Origin of the sequence: Psychrobacter muriicola 2pS (assembly GCF_904846535.1) — a bacterium.
GTDB lineage: Bacteria > Pseudomonadota > Gammaproteobacteria > Pseudomonadales > Moraxellaceae > Psychrobacter > Psychrobacter aquimaris.
This window is the reverse complement of the sequence record NZ_CAJHBC010000002.1, coordinates 471045-494998: the sequence shown is the minus strand read 5'-3', so window position 1 is coordinate 494998 and position 23954 is coordinate 471045. Positions and strand designations below refer to the sequence as shown.

Here is a 23954-nt window from a genome sequence, read left to right as displayed (position 1 = left end):
GTCATGCCCTAGTCAGACTTGGATAACTGCTGTAATTGCTCAATCAGCCAACGGTGTATACCACTGTGACTGGTACGTGGATGCCATGCTGCTATCACCTTAAATGTGGGTGGCAAGGCTTCCACTTTAAGCTCTTTAACCCGACTGTTTGGCAATAAACGCGAGGGATAAAATGCAATCATATCGGTTGTATATAGAATATCTGGCACCGCAGAAAAGCTAGGAACGGACATAACAATATTTCGTTTAAGACCTTTTTCTGCAAACCACTGGTCATGAGAGCCACGCAAGTTAGCGCGTGAAGGTGACACCACCAGCTGCGAATGTGCGGCAATTTGTGCCAGTGACAGCGGCTCTGTTGTAAAATTATTATTGCAACCAGTAATGCAGAAATGTTGTTCTTCAAGCAGCGTCACATAAGCCAAGTTATCAGGAATAAATTCTGGGAAAGTAATCAGCAGATCAAGCTCGCCTGCCGTAATAAGCTGATTGACATTGTCTGAGGCAAAATCACGCACGATTAACTTCAAATCAGGCGCATCGCGGCGTGTTATATGAAACAACTGCGGTAATAATGCCTGCGTCGCATAGTCGGTCGCGCTAATCGTAAACACGCCTTTATAAGTCTGCGGCGAGAACACATCCGGCTCTAACAGTGCTTCTAATTGCTCTAATATGCGACTAATGGGTTGCTGCATCGATAGCGCTTTGGGGGTTGCCACCATGCTATTGCCTTGACGAATAAACAAACGATCATCAAACAAATCACGCAGCTTACGTAACTGTTCGCTGATTGCCTGCTGTGTCAGCCCCATTTTGCGCGCGACTTGTGAGAGATTTTTTAGATCAAGCAACGCATGTAGCACTCTCAGCTGCTTGATATCGAGTCGGTTAATACCATTCATAATCTGTACCATTCATAATTGTATCTTAAACAAGAAAATCCTGTTTCCGATTGTATCCATAAAACTCTATGCTTACCAACCTTACTTACGCAGTAATAAAGCATCAAAACAAGCTCAGTGGTTTAAACAATAACCCCGTCTATTTGTTTTAAAAGAGAGTTTTATGGAACCATCTAATATCGATACTAGCCCATTGTTTTCATCTGTAACACTTGGACCTTATAAGTTAAAAAACCGTATTGTCATGCCACCGTTGACACGCTCTCGCAGCACGCAACCGGACAATATTCCTAATGACTTAATGGCGAGCTACTATACACAGCGCGCCTCTGCAGGTTTTATGGTCACTGAAGGCACACAAATTGAGCCAAGGGGTCAAGGTTATGCGTGGACGCCAGGCATACATTCGCACGCCCAAATCGAAGGCTGGAAAAAGGTCACTCAAGCGGTACACGTGGCAGGTGGTATTATTTTCGCTCAGCTTTGGCATGTTGGTCGCGTGTCTCATACCAGCTTACAACCACAAGGCACTCAGCCAGTCGCACCATCAGCTATCACTGCTGACAATGTAAAAGTATTTATCGAAACAGCACCAGGTGCAGGCGCGTTAGCCGATCCCAGTGAGCCACGCGCACTCAGTACTGATGAAGTTAGTGAACTGGTCGCTATGTATGCTCAAGCCGCGCGCAATGCATTGGAAGCAGGTTTTGATGGCGTCGAGCTGCATTGTGCCAATGGCTATTTGGTGAATCAGTTCATCTCTGAGCATAGCAACACACGTGATGACCAATATGGCGGTTCGTTGACCAATCGCTTGCGTTTCTTAAAAGAAATCGTTGCTGCCGTCAGTGAAGTGGTTGGTGCGGATCGTTTAGGCGTACGTTTCGCGCCACTGTTTGCTAGCACAGATGAGACTCGCGTGTATTTAGGTCTGGTGGAATCAGATCCACATCATACGTATATGGAAGCGATTAAAGTACTTGAACAAGCGGGTATCGCTTATTTATCTATTGCAGAAGCTGACTGGGACAATGCTCCTGATTTACCAGAGACTTTTTATCAGGCCGTCAGAGCTGAGTTTTCAGGACGCATTATCTATGCGGGTAAATACACAACTGAAAAATCGGTTCATATGTTAGCTAAAGGTTATGGTGATTTATTTGCTTTTGGGCGTCCTTTTATTGCTAATCCCGATTTACCTGAGCGCATCGCCAATCATTGGCCCCTCAATGAGGCAGATCCTACCACGATGTATGGTGGCACCGAAATTGGCTATAATGATTATCCTTACTATCAAAACTCTTAATATAATAAGGCCATTCGTGGCCTTATTTTTTTGCTGATAAATATGATGTTTTTATGGGAAAAATCGAAAGCCTTACAGAGAGCTTCATAGAAAACCTTACCGCATAACATAACCATACTGCATAATTTATATGCATTACGTTGCCAAGATTATGGGGCTGCTGACTGACAGCGAATCCTCCTGCTTAAATAATGCAGGATTTATCCAATTAGCACGCCCGCATTCGGCTTGTCCTTCAAAATAGCTAGGCGGTGAATTGGGTGTGTTTATCAAAAGATAAACCGTCCTAGAACTTGAAGGCACATTATTTAAGCCTGATAAAGAACGTGCCCCAAGCCCCATCGAAAGCCGCTATCGTTTTCACATCATTTAGGTGCTCAATTATTTGTTTATCTTAGCGAATGAATCTGATATTGAAGGTATTGAGATAATGCTTGATCAATATTATATATTTTGCGGTTACGCAATCCGCTGTCAGTCACTTCATTCTTATGTTATAAAGTAGCTGTTAAGGTATAAAGGTTCTTTTGATATCACCTATCTCTTATACTATGTGTCGTTCAATATCAATAACACAGTTCAATATTAATAAAATAAGTAGACGTTTATGATTACGGTTGCAGGGCTCATCTCTGAAATACAGCAGCGCATAGAAACGTATAATACTAACGACTATCCGCTACATCAAAGAACAGTCAAGAGCTACGATTTATTAGACAGCCCTCATCATATATTGGCAGAAGATATCATCTCGCCTTTTGCGATACCAAGGCAAAACCTGTCCGCGATGGATGGTTATGCTATTGCTAAAAACAGCGCACTCTCAGCAGACAGCACTATCGATATCGTCGGTGAATCACAAGCTGGCAGTCCTTATGATGGTGAAATCTCAGCAGGACAAGGGGTGCGTATCTTTACCGGTGCGGTTGTTCCTGACAGCTGTCATACGGTCATCATGCAAGAAAACACCAACTTTGCCGCGATAAAGGATAGCATTGATAAATCACAACCCTATGCCATTACTCTCAGTCAAGATGCTAAGCATGATGATAATATCCGTAAACAAGGCGAAGAAATTGAAGCTGGCGAAGCAGTTTTATTAAAGGGTAAACGCCTAAATCCTGCTGATATCAGCCTACTGGCTAATTTAGGCTTTGATAAAGTGAAGGTATATCAGCCTTTAGTCGTTGGTGTGCTCGCAACAGGTGACGAGCTGGTTGCGATTGGCAGTGAGCTGACAAGTTTGGCGCAAATCTATAACTCGAACACCCCTACTCTAAAAAGCCTACTCTCTGATTTGCCCGTCACTATTCGTGATTATGGCATCATTCCTGATGATTTAGACAAGACCACCACTGCCGTAACCCAAGCAATGCAAGAGTGTGACGTACTAATCTCTACGGCAGGAGTATCGGTTGGCGACTATGATTTTTTAACGACAGTCATTGAGCAACTTGGACAGATTAATCACTATAAAGTCGCGATGAAACCCGGTAAGCCGTTTGTCTTTGGCGAGCTGACTAAAGACCTTACCAAGCCCGTACTATATTTTGGCTTACCCGGCAATCCGCTATCGACCATCGTTGGCAGCTTGCAATTTGTGATTCCAGCCTTGTGGCAAATGGCAGGCGCTGCGCCACAAGAGCGACCTATACAGTTAAGTCTCACTGCAACGCTTAAAAACGATATCAAAAAATCAGCGGGGCGGATGGATTTTCAAAGAGGCATCTTATCCCAAAACGAATCTGGCGATTTCCAAGTTGAAAGCTTCACCAAGCAACAATCGCACCGTATTAAACAACTGAGCCTCGCCAATTGCTTTATTGTATTGGCACAAGATTCTGGCAATATAACCGCTGGCGAAACCGTAAACGTGCAGCCTTTTCCTTGGTCGCATCGCTAGTTAATGGTTACACAGTTAATAATTCTTTATAGCATTAATCATGAGAAACTGATTCATGATATAAAGTAGCATCTACTACTTTGGTGGTAGTTTTTAGGTCACTTACGGTGAATGGTTATTTGCGTACAAGCTGTCATAATCATACCTAAATAGAATTTTCCACTCACAACCCGAGGCAACGCCTAAAAGTACACACTATATTAATGTTAATGGTAATCATCTATGAACCATCTTGCCCCCAATGCAGGCAATGTGCAATTGTATTCGCCTGCCGCTGCACCCGCTGTTTTTGATAGTGACTCATCATCGATAGCAGCTATCACATCGACGTATTCTCCGGCCACGCTCTCTCAACCATTAACTGATGGTTTCGCACGACGTCTCACCTATTTGCGTCTATCGATTACCGATTTCTGTAATTTTCGCTGTGAGTATTGCCTGCCCAATGGCTATCAAGGCAAACCACCACAAAACGAGCTCAGTGTCACTGAAATTGCCACTTTAATCCGCGGCTTTGCCCAAGTTGGCACCAAAAAAGTCAGAATTACTGGCGGTGAACCCTCTATACGCCGTGATGTGGTAGAGATTATCAAAACCATCAAAAACACCGAAGGTATAGAAACCGTTGCCATGACTAGCAATGGTTATAAGCTTGGCAAACACTTAGCCGACTGGCAAGCGGCTGGACTGAATCAGCTTAATATCAGTATGGACAGCTTTGATGCTGCAACCTTCCATAAGATGACTGGCTTTGATATGTTGCCGCAGCTCTTGGCTGATATGGATACGTTACTGACGACCACAGATATTAAGCTAAAAATAAACAGTATTTTAATGGCTGAAACTGCCTTTGAAAATTTGATGAATGCCATCGAATACATCAAAGATAGAGCGGTCACTTATCGCTTTATTGAATTTATGCAGACCAGTGATAATAGCGATTTATTTTTTGCGCAGCATGCACAATCCGATATTATTACCAATTACTTATTAAAAAATGGCTGGCAAACTCACATACGTGGCAGCAACGATGGTCCAGCGATAGAATACAGCCATCCCGATTATCAGGGGCGCATCGGTATGATTGCCCCTTACGCTGCTAATTTTTGTGACAGCTGCAATCGCCTGCGGGTCAGTAGTCAAGGCAAGGTACATTTATGCCTGTTTGACCAAGGTAATTACGATATTCGTCAGTATCTAGCGCAAGATGATGTGGCAGGTCTCGTTGATACCTTACACAGCTTTATGCCGATTAAACCTGAGCATCATCATCTTCATGAGTCCAATAGTGGCATGATGAATAACTTGTCGATGATTGGCGGTTAATGGGTTTATCAGCAATATTTTTCATTTTTTACAACAAGCGTATTTATTAAGGAACATCCATGAGTAAGCTGCAAGCCCCTTTTACCCCGCTTAATATCGCCATCTTAACGGTTTCGGACAGTCGTACTCTTGCAGAAGATACCTCAGGGCAGTATCTGGTAGACCAACTGACCACAGCAGGTCATCAACTTGCCGATCGGCAGCTAATTACCGACGATATTTATAAAATCAGAGCCGTCATCAGTGGCTGGATTGCTGACCCAAATGTGCACGCTATTATCACCACTGGCGGTACTGGCTTTTATATCCGCGACAGCATGCCAGAAGCGGTTGGCGTATTATTTGATAAATCAGTCGATGGTTTTGGTGAGATGTTCCGCTTAATCTCAAAAGACGATATCGGTATGTCTACCATTCAATCTCGCGCCCTAGCTGGCATGGCAAATGGCACGGGTATTTTCTGCTTACCTGGTTCATCAGGTGCCTGCCGCACTGCGTGGGAAGGCATCTTACAAGAGCAGCTCGATAGCCGTACACGCCCATGTAATTTTGTCCCGCACTTTATGCGCACCAATCCAGGTCATGATTGATTCATGCTCGAAGTTGCGGATAGCTTAATTGAAGCAGGTAAATTAAATCGCTTAGCAGGTATCGTGATTTTGGCGGGTGGCGCGTCCAAACGTATGGGAACGCCAAAAGCTGAGCTTATATTGCCGACAGGCGAACGTTTGCTTGACTATCATATCAGGCAAGCGCTTGAATTAAGCACAGCATTAGCGAGCAGCTTACCTATCATGATTGCAGATAATGGACGTGGATTTAGCATCAATTCAGATTTGATTAAGCATTTGCAATCGCCAATATTTCATATTGCTGACTATGTAACTAATAACGATCTATTTAGTGACAGCGATAAACCGATTGAAACAGGCGGCGCATTGGTAGCGATTGAATCAGCTCTACAATCATTGACGACATGGAAAAATGCGACTGAATTAAGCCAAATACCAGACGAGCAGTCGTCTTGGCTGTTGGTCATTAGCTGTGACAGCTTAATTCCTATTAATGATTTATGGCAAAAACTGCAACCTTATATAACGCAAAATCCTGATAAAGCTGTCATTTGCCTCGCCGATGATCGTCACTTATATCCACTGTTAGGTCTATATCGTTTAAGTATTGAGCCTGATTTAAAGCATTATATTGACGGTGGACAGCGACAAGTCATGAGATTTATTAAGCCGCTTGTGCAGCCCGTCCCTTTTGCAAAAGAATGGCAGTATTTAACCAATTTTAATACGCCTGAAGATTTTGAGCACGCCTGTTTAGCTTTAAACGATTTATAAAAAGGTTTATTGAGAAAAACTAACTTTAAGAAGAACTGGCCATTTGAGAGGAATGAGAAATGAATAGCGACCGTCAAAAAAACAGTCCTCAACCGAGCAACCAATCTGGGCTATCCCATCTAAACAGTGCTGGTGATATTACCATGGTCGATGTGAGTGGCAAAACGGCTAGCACCAGAGAAGCTAGTGCATTTGGACAAGTGGTTTTTCCTGCGGTCATTTATGAGCAAATAAAGGCCTCTGACGGCATGACCAAAAAAGGCAGCATTACTCAAACTGCTCATATCGCTGGTATCATGGCAGCCAAACGCACCCATGATTTGATTCCACTTTGCCATCCTCTGCCCTTAGATAAAATCAGCTTAAGCTTTGAATACGATGATGCAAACCATAGCATTAGCGTGACCGCCACTGTTAAAGTCACCCATAAAACTGGGGTAGAAATGGAAGCATTAACCGCTGTCAGTGTTGCCTGCTTAACCATTTATGATATGACCAAAGCCATCTCGCATGACATTGTGATTGATAATATTCATCTCATGAAAAAAACGGGCGGTAAATCCGACTATCAACATGCATAAATTGGCTTTATGAATATCATCTATAAAAAGCTTAGTAATGAATAAATAATGGAGATTTCTATGAGCACTTTAGTAGAAAGCAATACAAATTCAGAGATAGATGCCACGATGAATATTAACGTTTTATACTTTGCCAGCTTAGCCGATGAAGCCAATTGCCCTGAAGAAACAATCAAAGTGCCACAGTCAACATCATTGACCGAATTGTATGAACAGTTGCGCCAAAAACATCGCTTTAGTCGCCCGCAGTCGGAGTTACGTGTGGCGGTCAATGACTATTTTGCCAAATGGACAGATGAGATTTATGACGGCGATAGTGTGGTTTTTATTACCCCAGTTGCGGGCGGCTAATTTAAAATAGCTTTTTATTAACCTATTCCTTTATCAAACCACTTCTTTATAAGCAGCGTTACTTTTCGCTATGCTTAAAAGATTAAAAATCTCGCTCGAATAATAGGCAAAAAGAAATGACAGACAACGTACATGGGCAGTCGATGAGCATCAAGCGTAGCATCGATGAAGCGTATCTCCTCGCTGAACGTGATGGTTTTGCACTTTTAGATACCGATATTGATGAAAATCGTCTTAAAAGCACCCTTGATAATGACAGTTGCGGCGCGTTTGTCTGCTTTGAAGGGCGGGTACGCAATCATAATAATGCCAGTAGCGTCAATCGTTTGACTTATTATGGCTACGAAGAGCTTGCCATCAATCAAGGTCGCACCATTATCGAAGAAGCCAAAAAGCGCTTTGAGATTACCCATGCCATTGCCATCCATCGTATCGGCGCGTTAGAGATTGGTGATGTCGCTGTTTGGGTTGGCGTGGTTTCTGCCCATCGCTATCCTGCTTTTGATGCTTGTCGCTGGATATTGGATACTATTAAAGCCGATATTCCCATTTGGAAGCAAGAATATTACCAAGATGACTCTTCTAAATGGCTTAGCAATAACGGTTAAAAATGCGATTCAAATGACTGCTCAGAGCGATAGCCAATAGTGAGCAATAATGGCAAGGCTTCATAATAATGATTAAAATAATAACAATATCATCAGCTTGCTTAGCATTAACACTAAGCGCTTGTAGCAAAGAGCAAACCGCTGCGCTTGTGCAATCGGACGCCGACAACGCCACTGAGCAGAGTCAAACACTGCGCATCGCTGCTGCTGCCAACTTATCTGATGTATTGCCTGAGATCATTGCTGCTTATAAAAGGGATAAAAACCTGACTGCGCAAGAGATTGACGTGACTTATGCTTCCTCAGGTAAGTTATATGCGCAGATCACCTCTGGCGCACCTTACGATATATTCTTATCTGCTAATCAAGCATTTCCTGCCAAGCTTGCCAAAATAAAATTAAATAAAATTAAGCCTAGTGACAAAACGACCCATCAGCCTTTTACTTATACCCAAGGTCAACTGGCACTTTATAGCGTTAACAAATCCCTTAAAGGCCTCAATCCTACTACCTTAAATGCATTATTGATGACTGAGTCTGATAGTAAAATCACCATTGCCAATCCAGAACTTGCCCCTTATGGCAAGTCAGCACAAGCCTATCTACAAACGCAAAATATTTTTGATACTCTCACTGAACAAAGTCGCATTATTCAAGCTGAAAATATCGGGCAGGCGTTTCAATATGCGCACACTGGTAATGTCGATTATGGCTTTGTCGCCCAGTCGCAACTGACGGCGATTAAGGCCACGCCTGAGCAGTTCTATACGTTAGCGCCAAAGTCTTACCCCGCTATTTTGCAAGACGGTTTGGTACTTAGTGACACTATGGCCGCGACAGATTTTTCAGACTATCTGCGCTCGCCTACTGCACAACAGTATTTTTCTGACGCAGGTTATCTCGCGGTTGATTAGGCCGTACATCATTTTAAAAATAGTGATACAAATGAGATAAATTACAGCTAAACAAGCACAATAGCGCAGATAATATTGGGATATTGACTAGGACCTGCCTGTCATCGTTTAAATTATTAGGATTTCCTCATATATTATTAAATTAAAATACCTTAACATCTTCTTAACAGCCCACTTGTTATGGTAAGGAATGACGTTTCCCACCATTCTGTTGAGAAGTATTTATATGTCAATATCTCAAGCCGCCAAAATCGACACGCCCAAAGCCAATAAAAAAAACAGCTATCTGAGTAAGATCTACGATCGTGAGGTAAATCTCAGTTATCTTATTATCATCGTTGCCTTGTATTTGGTGGCGACTGCCAATATTGGCTTTTTTGAGCAAGTGCTAAACGTCTATCCATTTAGCAAAAATGTCGGCTTTATACTGTCTATTACCGGCTTGTTGTTTGGACTGATGTGGTTGGTATTGCAGCTGCTTTGCTATCGCCCTATTGCCAAACCAGTATTGATTGCGCTACTGATCACTGCTGCTATCTGCGGTTATTTTACCGATGCTTACGGGACGATATTTGACACCAACATGCTGATTAATAGTATGGAGACCGATCAAGCAGAGGCTATGGGATTGTTTGCCCCTAGCATGGTCATTCGACTGCTGATATTAGGCGTGTTACCGGCATTTATTATCAGCAAAATTCGTCTAAAACGCTTTACTTGGCAACGCAGCATTTTACAAAAAACAGCCACGTTGATATTGTCTATCGCACTGATCGCGGCGTGTCTTTTACCATTTGGTGATCAATACGCCAGCTTCTTTCGTCAGCACAAACAAGTCCGCTCTTATGCCAACCCGATCACGCCTATTTACTCTATGATCAAACTTGGGGAAAACTATGTCGATGAGCTGCGCCGTCCTGATACCTTGACGCTACATGCGACAGATGCAAAGCGCTTAGCCCCTGCTAATAGTGTTCCCAATAATAGCACTGCAAAACCCAAACTGATGGTGTTCGTCGTTGGCGAAACTGCTCGAGCGGATCACTTTGGTTTAAATGGCTATACACGCAATACCACGCCTCTACTCTCAAAGCAATCAAACCTTTATAGCTTTAAAGAGGCCGTCTCCTGCGGTACTTCGACTGCCTACTCAGTGCCGTGTATGTTCAGTTATGCAAATCGGGAAAATTATGATATCGATACCGCCAAGTACAATGAAAACGTACTCGATACGCTAAACAAGCAAGGGGTCAACGTCGTTTGGCGAGACAACAACTCTAGCTCTAAAGGCGTGGCTGATCGTGTCACTTTTGAGGACTACAAAACGGCTGATACCAATCCGAACTGCGATGTTGAATGCCGAGATATTGGCATGCTTGATGGTTTTGATAAACTGGTTAAGTCAGGCAGCTCACAGAAAGAGACTCCTAAAGACACACTTATTTTGTTACATCAAATGGGTAATCATGGCCCCGCTTATTACCAGCGCTACACTAAAGAGTTTGAAGAATTTAAACCTGTCTGTATGACCAATGAGCTGTCAAAATGTGATACCCAGTCTGTGATCAATGGCTATGATAATGCGATTCTTTATACCGACTACTTTTTGAATAACGTGATCGATACCTTAAAATCTTACGAACAAGATTATGATGTAGTCATGGTATATATGAGCGATCATGGCGAGAGCTTGGGTGAAAATAATATTTACTTGCATGGTCTGCCATATAAGTTTGCACCAGATACTCAAAAACACGTACCCGCAGTCATTTGGTCACCAGACAGTAATAACATCGATGCGGATAGTCTCTCTAGTATGAGCAGTCAGCCCGTATCACATGATTTTATTACGCCGACATTGCTTAGCTTTTTTGGCATCACGACTGATGAAGTCAAAGCGGCACCAACCTTTTTTAAAGTGAATAACTGAATCCGTTTTTATATTGCTCCATCCTTTAGGCCATCACCATCTTTTAGGTAGCCACTATTTTTTAGGTCAACACCATGTATAAAATACTCGTTATTGAAGACAACCCCGATATCGTGGCCAATATTTATGCTTTTTTTGAGCCAAAAGGGTTTGATCTGGACAACGCACATAATGGCTACAGTGGGCTAACGCTCGCCTCGAACAATCATTATGACGTGATATTGCTCGATGTGATGCTACCAGGTATGGATGGCACCAAGCTGTGTAAGAAACTCCGAGAAGAGTTGCACGACAAAACGCCTGTGCTGATGCTCACTGCTCGCGATACGATTTTGGATAAAGTGGCAGGCTTTGACAGCGGCGCTGATGATTATTTGGTCAAACCTTTTTCATTAATTGAGCTAGAGTGCCGTATCAAAGCACTTATACGTCGCCATGAGGATGATCATTTTGTACACAGTATTGCCGTGGGGGCGCTATCGTTGAACAATAGTGAACATACTATTATGCGCGAAGGAAAATCGATTAAGCTGACACCAACTGGATTTAAGATACTACATATACTAATGAATGCAGCACCTCGCGTCGTCAGCAAAACTGAACTTGAAGAAAAAGTATGGGGTATAGATATCCCCAGCAGTGATGCGCTACGCACCCATATGCATAGCGTGCGGGCGCAGGTCGACAAGCCCTTTACCAAAACCATGATAGTGACAATGCCTGGTGTTGGTTACCAAGTTATTGATCCTAATAAATCAGAAAACGTTGTAGTATAACTGAGAGGATAGCACCTCATACGGTTTGCCATCGCTCACTATAACTACCGCCTCATTCGATTAAGCACCTCCATACTATGTTCAATATAGACTCGATAGCCAATAAGTTTCGCTTGTCCTACTTCATATTTGCATTATTGCTATGTGCCGCTTTTGTCAGTATTTTTTTGTACGCGGAAAGCAGAATAGAGCAGGAGTTGGTCAAGGCTCGTCTGTTACAGCAGCTAGAGCTCAGTCAAAAAGAGTATGGCGATCAGCCTATTTACACTGCCGATCCAGGTATCAAAATTTACCGCTACGATAATGCTCCTGCCAGTCTGCAAACAATGGCGAATGAAACCGTTCAAGAAACCTCTGTCACTATAAATGATGAGTCTGGCAAAACGCGCGCTAACCTTCATTTCTTTGCCTATCAACAAGACGGTCAAGCTTATATTTTGACCTACTTAGAAGGGGTAGAGATGGTAATGAAGCACTACCCTGTTTTAGAAATCTTCGAAAACTTAGAAGATATATTTGCGGATACACTAAAAGTAGCGGTAATTTTAAGTTTGCTTATTGCTGCCATATTTTCTCATTTGTCCTCTAAACAAATCATAAAGCCGCTACTCGATTTAAAACAAGCTGTCGAAACAGATCATAAAAACCTAACCGAATTAACACATATGCCATCTGAGGTTGGGGTGTTGGCGCGAGCTATTGATGAAAAAAACCATAAACTAGAGCAATATCTAAAGCGTGAGCAACTGTTTACCGGTGACGTCAGCCATGAGCTGCGGACGCCTTTGACCATCATCATGGGTGCCTCTGAGGTGTTGGCCTCACAGTTAGAAGCAGACAGCCACCTGAACGAGTTTACCAATCGTATCAGTAATACAGCCAAAGAAACCTCCGAGATTATCACTGCCCTGCTCCTACTATCGCGCGCGCCTGAAAAGCTGGATACACCGCAAATATCCATCAATAGCACTGCTTTAGCTGAGGTGCAGCGATTGAAGTATTTGCTGCGCTATAAGACCGTCACGTGTCAGGTAGTCGCTGAGCAAGAATACAGTGCCTATGTACGACCTGAGCTACTAAAGATGGCATTGGGCAATTTGATAAAAAATGCGTTTCAGTACACCGATGATGGCGAAGTGATCGTCACTATCGATGACCAAAAAATCACGGTAACTGATACTGGTCTTGGTATTCCTGAGGTGATGATGCCCTTACTATATGAACGGTTTGAGCGATTAACTCATGACTATCAAGACGAGGGTACAGGCACTGCATTGTCACCAGAGCATGATATCAATCACAAGGTTGAAGGCTCAGGTTTGGGGCTGAGTATCGTACAACGTATCATGTCTCATATGGGCTGGCAGCTGACCCATCAAGCCAACCACTCAGGTGGCAGCACCTTTAGTATTTATTACAAATAACCTTGATCAATATAACGCTACCCAAAAACTTCCATTTGTCAGCCGCCAGTTAGTGTTGCTAAGCGATGTACCCAAATATTCACAACCGTTTATTGCTGCTGCTTTATAATCTCTTAACACTTTCTTAACCTCTATTATCTTATACTCAAGCTATATCGACTTTTCCTGACTATTTTTTGGTCATGCAAAGCCGAGCGCATACCTTGATATTAATAGACTATTAAGAATTCTATATGAATAAAATTACTCCTATTAATCTTGAAAACAAGACAGCCAGTCACAGCTCTATCAAGCAGCCAGCACATCACAGTGCGCTCACGCCTGATAGCTTTGCAGAGAACGCAAAAGGTAAAACGGGCTTTTACCGAATTATAAAAGCTGCTGGCTATTCTATGGATGGCTTTAAAGCAGCTTACAAATTTGAGGCGGCCTTTAGACAAGTCGTGTGGCTCAACTTTGCACTGTTTGTGGCCATCGCTTTTATGCCTTTTGCAATGAGCATAAAAATGATGCTAGTGCTCGCGTCTTTTTTATCTTTGATTGTGGAGCTGCTCAACACTGGTATAGAAGCTTGCGTCGACCATACCTCAACAGCCAAGCATCCGCTCGCAAAAATAGCAAAAGATGTCGGCTCTGCTGCGCAATTTTTGTCGTTGTTTCTCTTAACCGTTTTATGGTTAATGGCGCTGTCTGTCTTTTTATAGTTGTCTGTCTTTTTATAGTAGAGCGCAGTGAATACTCATATTTAAGTATTACTAATTGCCAGTCCAGTTTCAGATAGGGTACTAATCAACGATCATGCTAGGGCGTGTCCCTATTTTAAAAATGGTGATAAAAATGAGATAAATCGCAGGCAAACAAGGAAAATAGTGCAGACAATATCGAGATATTGACCAGCTATTTGACGCCGTTTGTCAAAGATTTAGCCATTTTTAGCCTATTTAGTGATAAACGTTTGAATTAGGGACAGGTCCTAGAAGCTATCACCATTTAATATACGTTATCAGGTGTATCCATGACTTTAAAAAACCACTCAATGACTTGGGGCTGGCTAAAATTACTGTGCGTGACCATCATTGCCACCTTGATTTTTGAGCATAGCCAGTTGGACATACGCATCAGTGAGCTGTTTTATAGCAATGGACACTGGCTACTAGAAAAGGGCGCGCAGCCTTATGCGTTTATCTTTTATGATTTGCCCAAAGCCCTATTAATTTTACTGGCGGTCTACCTCATAGCCGTGTTAATCATAAAGTATCGACAACCTTTGCCCGACCTTACCTCGCAGCATCGCCGTAAATTCGATAGATTTTTGCTTCCGTTACCAATTCGGGAGATCGGCTACCTACTGATTATAATCGCGATTGTACCGGCTAGCATTGCCACGCTCAAAGGCGTCACCCATGTGAGCTGCCCAAATGACTTGGTTCTTTTTAACGGTGATCTACCCTATCTTAACCTTTGGCAAAACATCGTAGCAGCCACGCCAGCCAGATGCTTCCCCGCTGCTCATGCTAGTGCAGGGTTTTCTTTATATGGATTGGCCTTTTTGCCGACGTTAAAAAAATATCGCTATCAAATATTTACCACAGTCACGGTCTTAGGATGGACAATGGGGCTATATAAGATGCTGTTTGGTGATCATTTCTTTAGTCATACTTTGGTTTCGATGCTGCTATCCCTGACGATAGCGTGTGCGCTTGCCACTCTGTTTTTTAAAGACTCAATCAGGAATAAAGCTAAAAGCATCAAGGCTAATACTAAAAAATCTGATGAGATAGGCTTTGAAGAATCATCAAAAACCTAATTTTAACGGTTGAACAACAGCCAAATTGACAATGATGTTCTTACGAAAACAAACCTACTAAGTATTTGAAAAATAATGTATAAATAGTTAGTACTGACCTACTTATTATTAAGTAACAGCATGGATTGCGCTCGTCGTCGACGTTCTTTATTTATCAATAGCCCGCAAAGGAATGTAGCTATGAGCATCCTATCCCTTACTCTAAAAAGATCACACACCTACCCTTTATTGACACTGCCATTATTGATAATAAGCGCCGCACCTAGCAGCCATGCCGCCAGTTACTCCATCAACCCTGCCAGTACACACATAATATTTGCCATTGAACGCTTCAAGACCTCTGCCACTACTGGTGGCTTTTATGATATCAAAGGTCAACTACAATACGACCCAAGTCGACAAACAGGCGACATTTCATTAATCATACCGATAGACTCCCTCAATACGGGCAACCCCTCTTTTAATAGTAGCCTGACGGGGCCTGATTTTTTTGATGCGAAAAAGTTTCCCTCGGCGCGATTTAAGTCGACGAAGTGGTATTTTGATCAAGACAAAAAAAGCCCACAGGTAACAAGAGTAGATGGCAAGCTGACGCTACATGGCGAGACACACCCTATTAGCTTAAAAGCCACTAATTTTGCTTGTTATTTGAGCCCCAGTCTTAAAAAGGACGTTTGCGGTGGCGACTTCACTGCGACGATTGATCGCACAAAATGGAATATAAACAAATTTGTCTGGTTTGGACTGACCAAAAACCTTAACTTAAATATAAAAGTCGAAGCCGCCAGACAATAGCAGTCAGTTTTAGCTTTACGACATTACTTTTTGCGACACTGCTTTTTGAAAATATGAATTTTTATCACTTTGCTTTATTTTGGTAGACACTATTGATGACTTGCAGGCATTTTATAAGAAGGGGTTAAGGATGATTTATCAGTATTATAATGACATTATGAAGCCACTTTCTGCCATCATGCCAGCATTGTCGTTTTCATTGGGATTGGGATTTAGCTTAGTGTCTACCGTCGTGATGGCAGACACTGTCAGCCTGCCAATAGACACTTTGCCCAGTCGAATAACCCTACCAAATGTCAGCCCTGCCAATAGTGCGCTTGCCAACCGCGGCGCTTACGTGGCGCGTACCGCCGACTGTATGGCATGCCATCGTGAGGATTATAGTGGCGGCGTGCCGATTGAGACACCGATTGGCAATATCTACTCGACCAATATCACACCCTCTAAGAAATACGGTATCGCTAACTATACCGAAGCCGATCTCAAAAAAGCCTTGCGCAAAGGTCGTGCACCCGGTCATCAGATCTATCCTGCTATGCCTTACCCGTCCTATCATGGCTTAACGGATGATGATATCAGTGCCTTATTCGCTTATTTTCAGACAGTCCCTATCGTAGACAAACCACCTGAAAAAACCACGCACCTGCCTTTTCCATTAAACATTCGTAGCTTAATGCTGGCATGGAATATCATCAATGTGCCTTCTACCGAAAACCGCTCGGGACTCACCCAAACCCAGCAACGCGGTGAATATCTGGTTAATAATCTAGAGCACTGCGGTACCTGTCATACGCCGCGTAACCTAACCCAAGGCCTCGATAAAGACCGATACTTATCTGGTGCACCGCTCGGTAAATGGTTTGCCCCAAATATCACCCCTGACAACGACACAGGGATTGGTCGCTGGAGCGAAATGGACATCGTGACTTACCTGCGTACAGGAACGCTTGATAAGCACGCTTATGCGGGCGGGCCAATGGCAGAAGCCGTGGCGCATAGTACGCGCTATCTTACCGACGAAGACCTGATCGCGATGGCGTCTTATTTAAAAGTCGTCCCAGCCATTAAGACAGATGATTATCTTATACCGGTCAATATCTCTCGCCTGCCGCAGCCAGTCAGCAACTCCATTACTTATAATTTACTTGAGCAAAAAGACTATCTGGCGCAGGCCAAAACGAATGCTGTCAGCAGTGCCAACAATAGCGGTCTGAACATCAACTCGCCAAAAGACTTATATCTAGCAAATTGCGCCAGCTGTCATGGCGTCGATGGTTACGCTCAGCCCGATGCGCGCTATGCATCTATCGTTGGCCTCAGTAGCATTCGCCGCGTAAAACCTGATGCGCTCGTTGGCGTGATTGCCTTTGGCGCGAAAGGTGCCTTCAATACAGCACCAAAAATGCCTGGCTTCTCAAAAGATTTAAGCCCTGCACAAATCGCTAGCATTACCAACTATGTACGAGTCACCTTTGGTGGTTTACCAAACAGCGATGTCAGCGCGGCTGACGTCACGCGCGTGATAAAAGAAAAAAGCTAGCCATAAAACCAACTATAAAAAATGCACTCTAATCTTCGCCTTTTATAATAATGTAAAGACTCAGCACGATAAGGATAATCCTATGAATGGCCTGCTCCAATCTCCCACGCGGCGACAACTGCTCTCAATGATAGGCAAGACAGCAGGCGCGACCGCAATGTATCAAGCGATGACCACGTTGGGGTTTGCATCTGAGTCGAGCTTTAAAGAAGAGATGAATCTGAAAGGTGCACCTGCTGGTGCCAGTATCGTGATTTTGGGTGCAGGATTGGGCGGGCTGACTGCGGCCTACGAGCTCCGTAAAGCGGGCTACAAAGTGACCGTGCTGGAGTACCAAAATCGTGGCGGCGGACGTAGCTGGACACTTAATAGCGGTGATAAATATACAGAGCTTGGCGGCGCTGAGGTCACGTGCGACTTTAAAAAAGGCAATTATTTTAATGGCGGTCCATGGCGATTGCCCATCCATCACTACGCGGTCTTTCATTACTGCAAAAAGTTCGGTGTGGCACTGCAACCCTTTATCCAAACCAATGATCGTGCTTATCTGCATCGTACCAATCACTTCAATGGTGCGCCGCAGCGCTTGGGCGAAGTACAGAGCGATATTCGCGGTTATGTGTCAGAGTTATTGTCCAAAGCTGTGAATAAAGGCAGTCTCGATAGTACGGTTGATAAAGAGGACAAAGAGAAACTACTCGAAGGTCTAAAGGGCTGGGGCGTCCTTGATAACAATTATCGCTATGTCAAAAGCCATGAAACGGGTAAGCATCGAGGCTATAGTGTGTATCCAGGTGGTGGTTTGATGCCTGATGCCAAGCCATCAACGCCCATACCGATGGATAAGCTATTAGACTCAGGCATGTGGTCGGACATTTGTAGCAACTATACTGTCCATGTGCATCAACCAACGATGTTTCAGCCTGTCGGCGGTATGGGAAAAATCGGTGATGCGTTCACGCGCGAGTGTCGCGATATGATTACCTTCAATGCCAAAGTCACCAAGATCAATCAAGACGAGACGGGCGTCACCGTTGACTATGTTGATAGCAGTAGTCCTGACGGTGCTACCAAAACGGTGCGCGCGGATTGGTGCATTTGTAATATTCCCTTATCCATATTGACTCAGATTAATGTCAACGTCTCCGCTCCGATGAAAAAAGCGATGGCAGCCGTCCCTTATGACAGCTCGTATAAAGTGGGTTTGGAGTTCAAACGGCGGTTTTGGGAAGAGGATGAATGGATTTATGGCGGTATCACCTATACTGATCTGCCGATCACTCAAATCTCCTATCCGTCACAAGATATGTTTAGTACAGGCTCTGGTGTGTTACTTGGTGCGTATGGCTTCGGGGAAGCCTCGTATAAGTTTAACTCATTGACACCCAAAGAGCGCATCAACGCGGCGCTCGCGTATGGCAAACAGATTCATCCGCAATATACCAAAGAGTTCCGCTCGGGCACCTCGGTTGCATGGCATCGTATTCCTTGGTCGCTTGGCTGTTATGGTATCTGGAGCGAGTCCAGTCGTGAGCAGTATTACGACACACTCTGCGAGATTGACCACCGTATCGTACTGGCAGGTGAGCACTGTTCGCACATTCCTGCATGGCAAGAAGGCGCGATCCTATCTGGTATGGATGCCGCCAAACGCTTGCACCAAAAAGCCAAAAAGCTTGGATAGCACGTCTTTCAATAGCCAAACTTTGAATAACAAGGCTGTGGTAATAAACCTCTAGATAATAAGCTTTTGGACAACCAGTCTGGCGTTGAAGCAAGGATGATAACAATGAGACTAGGCACATTAGGAACAATCATGAATATGGTGACAGTAAACCCAATTAAATCGTCTAGCTCGCTCAGCTCGGGCAAGGCAATAATGATGCTCATAGTTGGCGGGTCAATCGCATTAACAACGTTGTCAGGCTGTAGTCAGTATAAGGCAAAAAACGCAGCCACTATCGCCAGCCAGCAAACAGCGCCAATGGTATTTGACAATCAGGCCAGTCGCAATCAAGGCGCATGGGGCGGCGTGTATATGTCCAAAAACGAGTTGGCTGAACCCGCTAGCAATATTGTCGATGTACGCTCAATACCAAAAATGAGCGATGATGCTAGCATGCAGAAATGGCTCGCCAAGTTTGAAGGCAGCACACAAGGTAAGACGGGGTTTTTTACCACCAATGGTAAAAAACTCTATGATGATTCCTGTGCAGGTTGTCATATGCAAAAAGGCAACGGCGCGCAAGGCGCTGGCTACTATCCACCGCTAGCCAATAACAGCAAGATGCAATCGAAATACTATATTATTAGTGTGTTAATCAATGGCCTGCGCGGTATGCCATCGTTCCATAGCATGATGAACGACGAGCAAATAGCAGCCGTCACACAATACGTGCATAGCGATCTAAATAATTTCACAGATACGGTTACCACTGCTAATGTTGCACAGCTACGCCATGATTTTCCACCCGGTTCAGACCCGAGTGAATAGATGACACTCGCTATTTTATAAAGCACGTTAAACGATAAAATAAGAGCAACCTCTTAACATAGTTGCTCTTTTGATGAGGTATCCAGACGCTTACATAGCGTTTCAAATACGCTTGGGCGGTACAGAGTATGTGCCTACGACATGAGCCACGGCATCATCTGAGCCTTCTGAATACAGAGAGACCTCGCCCACTATCAAGGCTCGCCCTACTTTTAGTAAGGTGCATTCAGCGATGATACGTGCATCCGCTGACGGTTTACGCAAAAAATTGATGGTCAGACTCGTCGTCACCGTTAATGGTACGATACCGATTTTTCCGAGTATCGCAACATAGATGGCGACATCGGCAACGGCCATCATGACAGGTCCCGACACTGTACCACCAGGACGTAGCTCATCTATGCCAATTTCGTGTGATAAGGTCGCACCATTATCACCGACTGCCTCAACGACGCATTTGGTTTGCGGAAACTCTAACGCCATAAAGGCACTGATTTCTTCTTTGGTTGCAGACATATCCCTTCCTTGGATTTTTTTATCCTTGATCAATGCACCACTGGCGTGCCTTCTGTACTGAATGCAAAGCCTTTATTGCTAAAATTACCAATCATCACCGCCTCAATGACGGGCTTGACCGTCTCGTCGACACCTTCGACTTCGATGATAAAGTTGGCACCCGATCCGCCTTTATCCTCTTCTTTTTCAACGATATAATTGAGCGTAGCCATTGCTGGAAGCTCAATCGATTTATTTAAATAAGACTTTATAAAGGTTCCATCGGTGCCGTAGTAGTCAATTTTATTGATATAAAGTGATTTTTTGAGCGTGGTATTGCGTACACTTAAAGTCGCTGACAGCAAGACTTTACGATTGTCTCTATCGGTATAGATGTCAGAGTAAATGGGCACATAAAAGGTTTGTTTATAGGCAAACTGGCTACGATCAACGGCTGTCGTCATCTCAAGCTCCTGAATGGGATCTTGATGTTTTTCTGAGTACAACACATTCGGGTCTTGCGTTGACTGATCACAACCTGACAACAGCGTTATCGTCGCAAGCAACAAGACGGATATAGTGCGCTTATTCATAAGTTTCTCCTTTGCCTTTTCATGTCACGGCTGCTGCAAATATTTATTTAATTTTTACACCGACACTACGCAGAAACTCGTTGATATGCTTATTAGCACCGTAGATGACCAATACGTCTTTATCTTGCAATACTTGCTCAGGCGCGGCCAAGCCTTTAATAGTAGGCTTACTTTGCGTACGACCAAAGCTGTCCTCATAATACTCATAGCGCAGGGTACTAAGCAATCGAATATTGAACTTTTGCTCCAACTGCAAGTCCTCAACGGAGTGACCAATCAACGCCTTGGGAATGCTAATCTCTACCATACTGAAGTGATCACTCAGCTCAAACGAATCTACGAAGTAACGTAGTGACAGCCGTTTGGCCCAGCGATTGGCCGCCTCTTTTTCAGGGTGAATAATATCGTCCACACCGATAGCTTGCAACACTTTTTCGTGCAATGGATTGATACTGCGACTGATCAAACGTTTTGCTTTGAGGGTTTTAAATAAAGCGGTCGCCATGACATTTGCGCCTTGATCTTCACCGATTGCGACAATCACGATATCGGTGTCGATAATCGGCAAACCACTGACGGTCGATTCATCTGTGGCATCCATACAGATGGTATGAGAGATAACTTCCTTATACGCCTCAACCTTTTGTATGCGGCTATCAATGGCAATCACTTCATGCCCCTGACGGGTCAATGCCATGCCTAGCGATGAGCCAAAGTTCCCTAACCCTACGATGATATATTTCATAACTTTGATGACCCTTTTCAGTATTTTTTAATGATAAAACAACTTGTTTGCGGCAATTTAATTGATTGTGATTTCTTCAGTTGGGTAGCGATAATTGCGCTGGCGTCTATTTTTCAGTAGGGCAATAAAGATGGTCAACATGCTGACACGCCCAACAAACATAATGACAGACACCACTATTTTGCTAAAATCTGATAAATCTGCCGTCAAATTCAGACTTAATCCCACCGTGCTGTAAGCTGAAAAACATTCAAAAACCACTTTGATTAAGTCAAGCTCTGGTTGATCATAGCTGATGAGCGTCACACCCATAGCGATGACCAATAAAGACAACCACATAATAGAAAATGCGCGGCGAATCGAGATGTCAGCAATCTGGCGCTTGAAGACCTCAACATTGGTCTGACCACGTGCCAAACTCAAGGTGTTTAATAGTGCAATCGCAAAAGTACTGGTTTTGATACCGCCGCCCGTCGAGTTTGGAGAGGCACCAATCCACATCAAAAATATCGTCAGCATGACTGTTGGAAAGGTCAGCTCACCCATATCAATCACATTGAATCCCGCGGTTCGCGGCGTGGCAGCAGTGAACAGCCCTGTGACAAGCTTGCCAAAAAAACTGGTATGGTCTGCAAGTACGTTGTTGTATTCAAATATCATCACACCGACGAGACCTACCAGCAATAAAGCGCCCGTCGTAATCAAGGTAATGCGACTATTAATATTGAGCAACCACGGTCGATAAATATAACGCTGATCATGGCGATATATTAGCCGCTCGGCAAGATCACGCAAATACCGCAGCACATTGACCACAATGACAAAGCCCATACCACCAAAGATAAAAGTAGTGGCAATGATCAGTTGTAGGGGATAATTAAAACGCAGGGAATCATCATACATGCCAGCACTGAATGTAGAAAACCCTGCATTACAGAACGCAGAAATCGCATGAAAAACAGAGAAAAACAACTGCTCAGACCAATCCATGTCTGGCAAGTCATAAATGCTAATATAAATGAGAGCGGCAGCCACTGCCTCTACGGCAAACGTCACATATAAAATAGATTTGAGGGTCGATACCACATTGCCCATGCCGCGCATATAAGACATCTCACTGATGCTCGCCTGCGTCTCGTAACTGACACCGCCCTTGAAGAAATAACTAAAATACGTCACAAACGTCAAAATCCCTAAGCCGCCGATCTGTATCAGCCCCATGATAATGACTTGCCCAAACGTTGTGAAATACGTCGCCGTATCTACCACGATAAGACCAGTTACACAGACTGCACTGGTCGCGGTAAAGAGCGCATCAACAAAGGATAATGGCTGCGTCGTCGCATTGGGCATCATCAACAGCAATGCGCCAATCAGCACCACTGCCAAAAAGCTCAAAATGAAAAACTGCGCAGGGTTTAGAAAGGTACGATTAAGATTAAAATCGTGGTCAGAGATTTCACGAATAAAGGTCACAAAGACAGCGATTTTTATGGCAACGAATCCATCAACAGCAACCGACATCCCAAAGCGGATCAAATCCGTGAAATGTGCTACCAATAAGATAACAATCGCAATACTGGTCAGCAAGTCAAAAACCGCGACTTTATTTAAAGTCAGCGGCTTTTTGCTATAGATATAACGCCCCGATGTTACAACAAAGCCTAAAAAAATAATCGCCAAATAAAAAATATGGAAAACATGTTGTAGCCACATCGGCAACGTGAAACCACTGTCTAATAAAGCAACGGCTACTCCGATAATACTAATAACAATCGTGAAATTATTTAATAATCGATAACGCTTGGCTGCATGCATAGCCCTAACCCATGATAGGAATAACCACGATATTTATACTCCTTTTTTGTGTTATTCACAAAAACTGATTTTAGATAATCGTAACCAATTATGAGACCGTGTTGAACATTTATATATAGCTATGCTGATTGCTAAAATGGTTGTAGAGAAAGTATAGATTGGCGGGGTCATTAATACTCACGCCTTAACTAGGTTTTATAAGGCTGGATTAGACACAAAATAGTCAATGTGCGAGTTGCATGATGACATTTCTACCTTGTCGTATTTTTATAGAGTTGTACTGCCAACATACACCCT

Annotated in this window: 23 protein-coding genes; 18 read left to right on the top strand and 5 right to left on the bottom strand. The window is 43.6% G+C overall.

Translation table 11 applies throughout. The features are described 5' to 3' along the window. Positions 1-8: 8 nt before the first annotated feature. Positions 9-905: a LysR family transcriptional regulator gene (locus JMX93_RS04545; RefSeq protein ID WP_201605033.1), complete on the bottom strand. Its 897-nt coding sequence runs from the start codon at positions 903-905 to the stop codon at positions 9-11. 178 nt (positions 906-1083) lie between these two features. On the opposite strand from JMX93_RS04545, the gene JMX93_RS04540 reads away from it, so the two are divergent. From JMX93_RS04540 to JMX93_RS04455, 18 genes are all read left to right on the top strand, one after another. Continuing rightward, the gene (locus JMX93_RS04540) at positions 1084-2211 is read left to right on the top strand and encodes an alkene reductase (RefSeq protein WP_287045582.1); all 1128 of its coding nucleotides are present in this window, start codon (positions 1084-1086) and stop codon (positions 2209-2211) included. Positions 2212-2818: 607 nt separating this feature from the next. Further along, on the top strand, positions 2819-4114 hold the full coding sequence (locus JMX93_RS04535; RefSeq protein ID WP_499203982.1) for a molybdopterin molybdotransferase MoeA: 1296 nt from the start codon (positions 2819-2821) through the stop codon (positions 4112-4114). A 222-nt stretch (positions 4115-4336) separates the two neighbouring features. Next, positions 4337-5440: a GTP 3',8-cyclase MoaA gene (gene moaA / locus JMX93_RS04530; RefSeq protein ID WP_499203981.1), complete on the top strand. Its 1104-nt coding sequence runs from the start codon at positions 4337-4339 to the stop codon at positions 5438-5440. A gap of 59 nt (positions 5441-5499) precedes the next feature. After that, a complete protein-coding gene (moaB, locus tag JMX93_RS04525; protein WP_499203980.1) occupies positions 5500-6030 on the top strand; it encodes a molybdenum cofactor biosynthesis protein B in 531 nt (176 codons plus the stop codon). Between the two features lie 3 nt (positions 6031-6033). Next, a complete protein-coding gene (gene mobA, locus JMX93_RS04520; protein ID WP_499203979.1) occupies positions 6034-6786 on the top strand; it encodes a molybdenum cofactor guanylyltransferase in 753 nt (250 codons plus the stop codon). A 59-nt stretch (positions 6787-6845) separates the two neighbouring features. Beyond that, a complete protein-coding gene (moaC, locus tag JMX93_RS04515) occupies positions 6846-7367 on the top strand; it encodes a cyclic pyranopterin monophosphate synthase MoaC (RefSeq protein ID WP_499203978.1) in 522 nt (173 codons plus the stop codon). A 60-nt stretch (positions 7368-7427) separates the two neighbouring features. Then, on the top strand, positions 7428-7718 hold the full coding sequence (locus JMX93_RS04510; RefSeq protein WP_443510071.1) for a MoaD/ThiS family protein: 291 nt from the start codon (positions 7428-7430) through the stop codon (positions 7716-7718). A gap of 116 nt (positions 7719-7834) precedes the next feature. Then, positions 7835-8326, top strand: coding sequence for a molybdenum cofactor biosynthesis protein MoaE (locus tag JMX93_RS04505; protein ID WP_499203977.1), 492 nt, complete (start codon positions 7835-7837; stop codon positions 8324-8326). Positions 8327-8394: 68 nt separating this feature from the next. Next, positions 8395-9240 carry a molybdate ABC transporter substrate-binding protein gene (gene modA / locus JMX93_RS04500; protein ID WP_499203976.1) on the top strand — a complete coding sequence of 282 codons (846 nt, stop codon included), beginning with the start codon at positions 8395-8397 and terminating at the stop codon, positions 9238-9240. Between the two features lie 226 nt (positions 9241-9466). Further along, positions 9467-11170, top strand: coding sequence for a phosphoethanolamine transferase (locus JMX93_RS04495; RefSeq protein ID WP_499203975.1), 1704 nt, complete (start codon positions 9467-9469; stop codon positions 11168-11170). A 74-nt stretch (positions 11171-11244) separates the two neighbouring features. Next, entirely contained in the window at positions 11245-11946 is a 702-nt protein-coding gene (locus JMX93_RS04490) for a response regulator transcription factor (protein ID WP_499203974.1), read from the top strand. 77 nt (positions 11947-12023) lie between these two features. Beyond that, the gene (locus JMX93_RS04485; protein ID WP_443558431.1) at positions 12024-13370 is read left to right on the top strand and encodes a sensor histidine kinase; all 1347 of its coding nucleotides are present in this window, start codon (positions 12024-12026) and stop codon (positions 13368-13370) included. Between the two features lie 233 nt (positions 13371-13603). After that, positions 13604-14074: a diacylglycerol kinase gene (locus tag JMX93_RS04480; protein ID WP_443558429.1), complete on the top strand. Its 471-nt coding sequence runs from the start codon at positions 13604-13606 to the stop codon at positions 14072-14074. A gap of 311 nt (positions 14075-14385) precedes the next feature. Beyond that, on the top strand, positions 14386-15177 hold the full coding sequence (locus JMX93_RS04475; protein ID WP_443558427.1) for a PAP2 family lipid A phosphatase: 792 nt from the start codon (positions 14386-14388) through the stop codon (positions 15175-15177). 180 nt (positions 15178-15357) lie between these two features. After that, entirely contained in the window at positions 15358-15972 is a 615-nt protein-coding gene (locus tag JMX93_RS04470; protein WP_443558425.1) for a YceI family protein, read from the top strand. Between the two features lie 157 nt (positions 15973-16129). Continuing rightward, a complete protein-coding gene (locus tag JMX93_RS04465; RefSeq protein WP_499203973.1) occupies positions 16130-17512 on the top strand; it encodes a c-type cytochrome in 1383 nt (460 codons plus the stop codon). Between the two features lie 82 nt (positions 17513-17594). Further along, positions 17595-19196 (top strand): flavin monoamine oxidase family protein, encoded by a 1602-nt coding sequence (locus JMX93_RS04460; protein WP_499203972.1) that lies wholly within the window; start codon positions 17595-17597, stop codon positions 19194-19196. Positions 19197-19391: 195 nt separating this feature from the next. Further along, positions 19392-20006 (top strand): c-type cytochrome, encoded by a 615-nt coding sequence (locus JMX93_RS04455; RefSeq protein WP_499204021.1) that lies wholly within the window; start codon positions 19392-19394, stop codon positions 20004-20006. 102 nt (positions 20007-20108) lie between these two features. On the opposite strand, the gene JMX93_RS04450 is transcribed toward JMX93_RS04455, so the two are convergent. From JMX93_RS04450 to JMX93_RS04435, 4 genes are read right to left on the bottom strand one after another with little or no spacing between them, the layout of a single operon-like run. After that, a complete protein-coding gene (locus JMX93_RS04450; protein ID WP_193012189.1) occupies positions 20109-20522 on the bottom strand; it encodes a PaaI family thioesterase in 414 nt (137 codons plus the stop codon). Between the two features lie 29 nt (positions 20523-20551). Further along, the gene (locus JMX93_RS04445; protein ID WP_198331692.1) at positions 20552-21094 is read right to left on the bottom strand and encodes a DUF3124 domain-containing protein; all 543 of its coding nucleotides are present in this window, start codon (positions 21092-21094) and stop codon (positions 20552-20554) included. Positions 21095-21137: 43 nt separating this feature from the next. Beyond that, on the bottom strand, positions 21138-21839 hold the full coding sequence (locus JMX93_RS04440; RefSeq protein ID WP_193012187.1) for a potassium channel family protein: 702 nt from the start codon (positions 21837-21839) through the stop codon (positions 21138-21140). Between the two features lie 57 nt (positions 21840-21896). After that, the gene (locus tag JMX93_RS04435) at positions 21897-23657 is read right to left on the bottom strand and encodes a TrkH family potassium uptake protein (RefSeq protein ID WP_443510061.1); all 1761 of its coding nucleotides are present in this window, start codon (positions 23655-23657) and stop codon (positions 21897-21899) included. Positions 23658-23954: the final 297 nt, after the last annotated feature.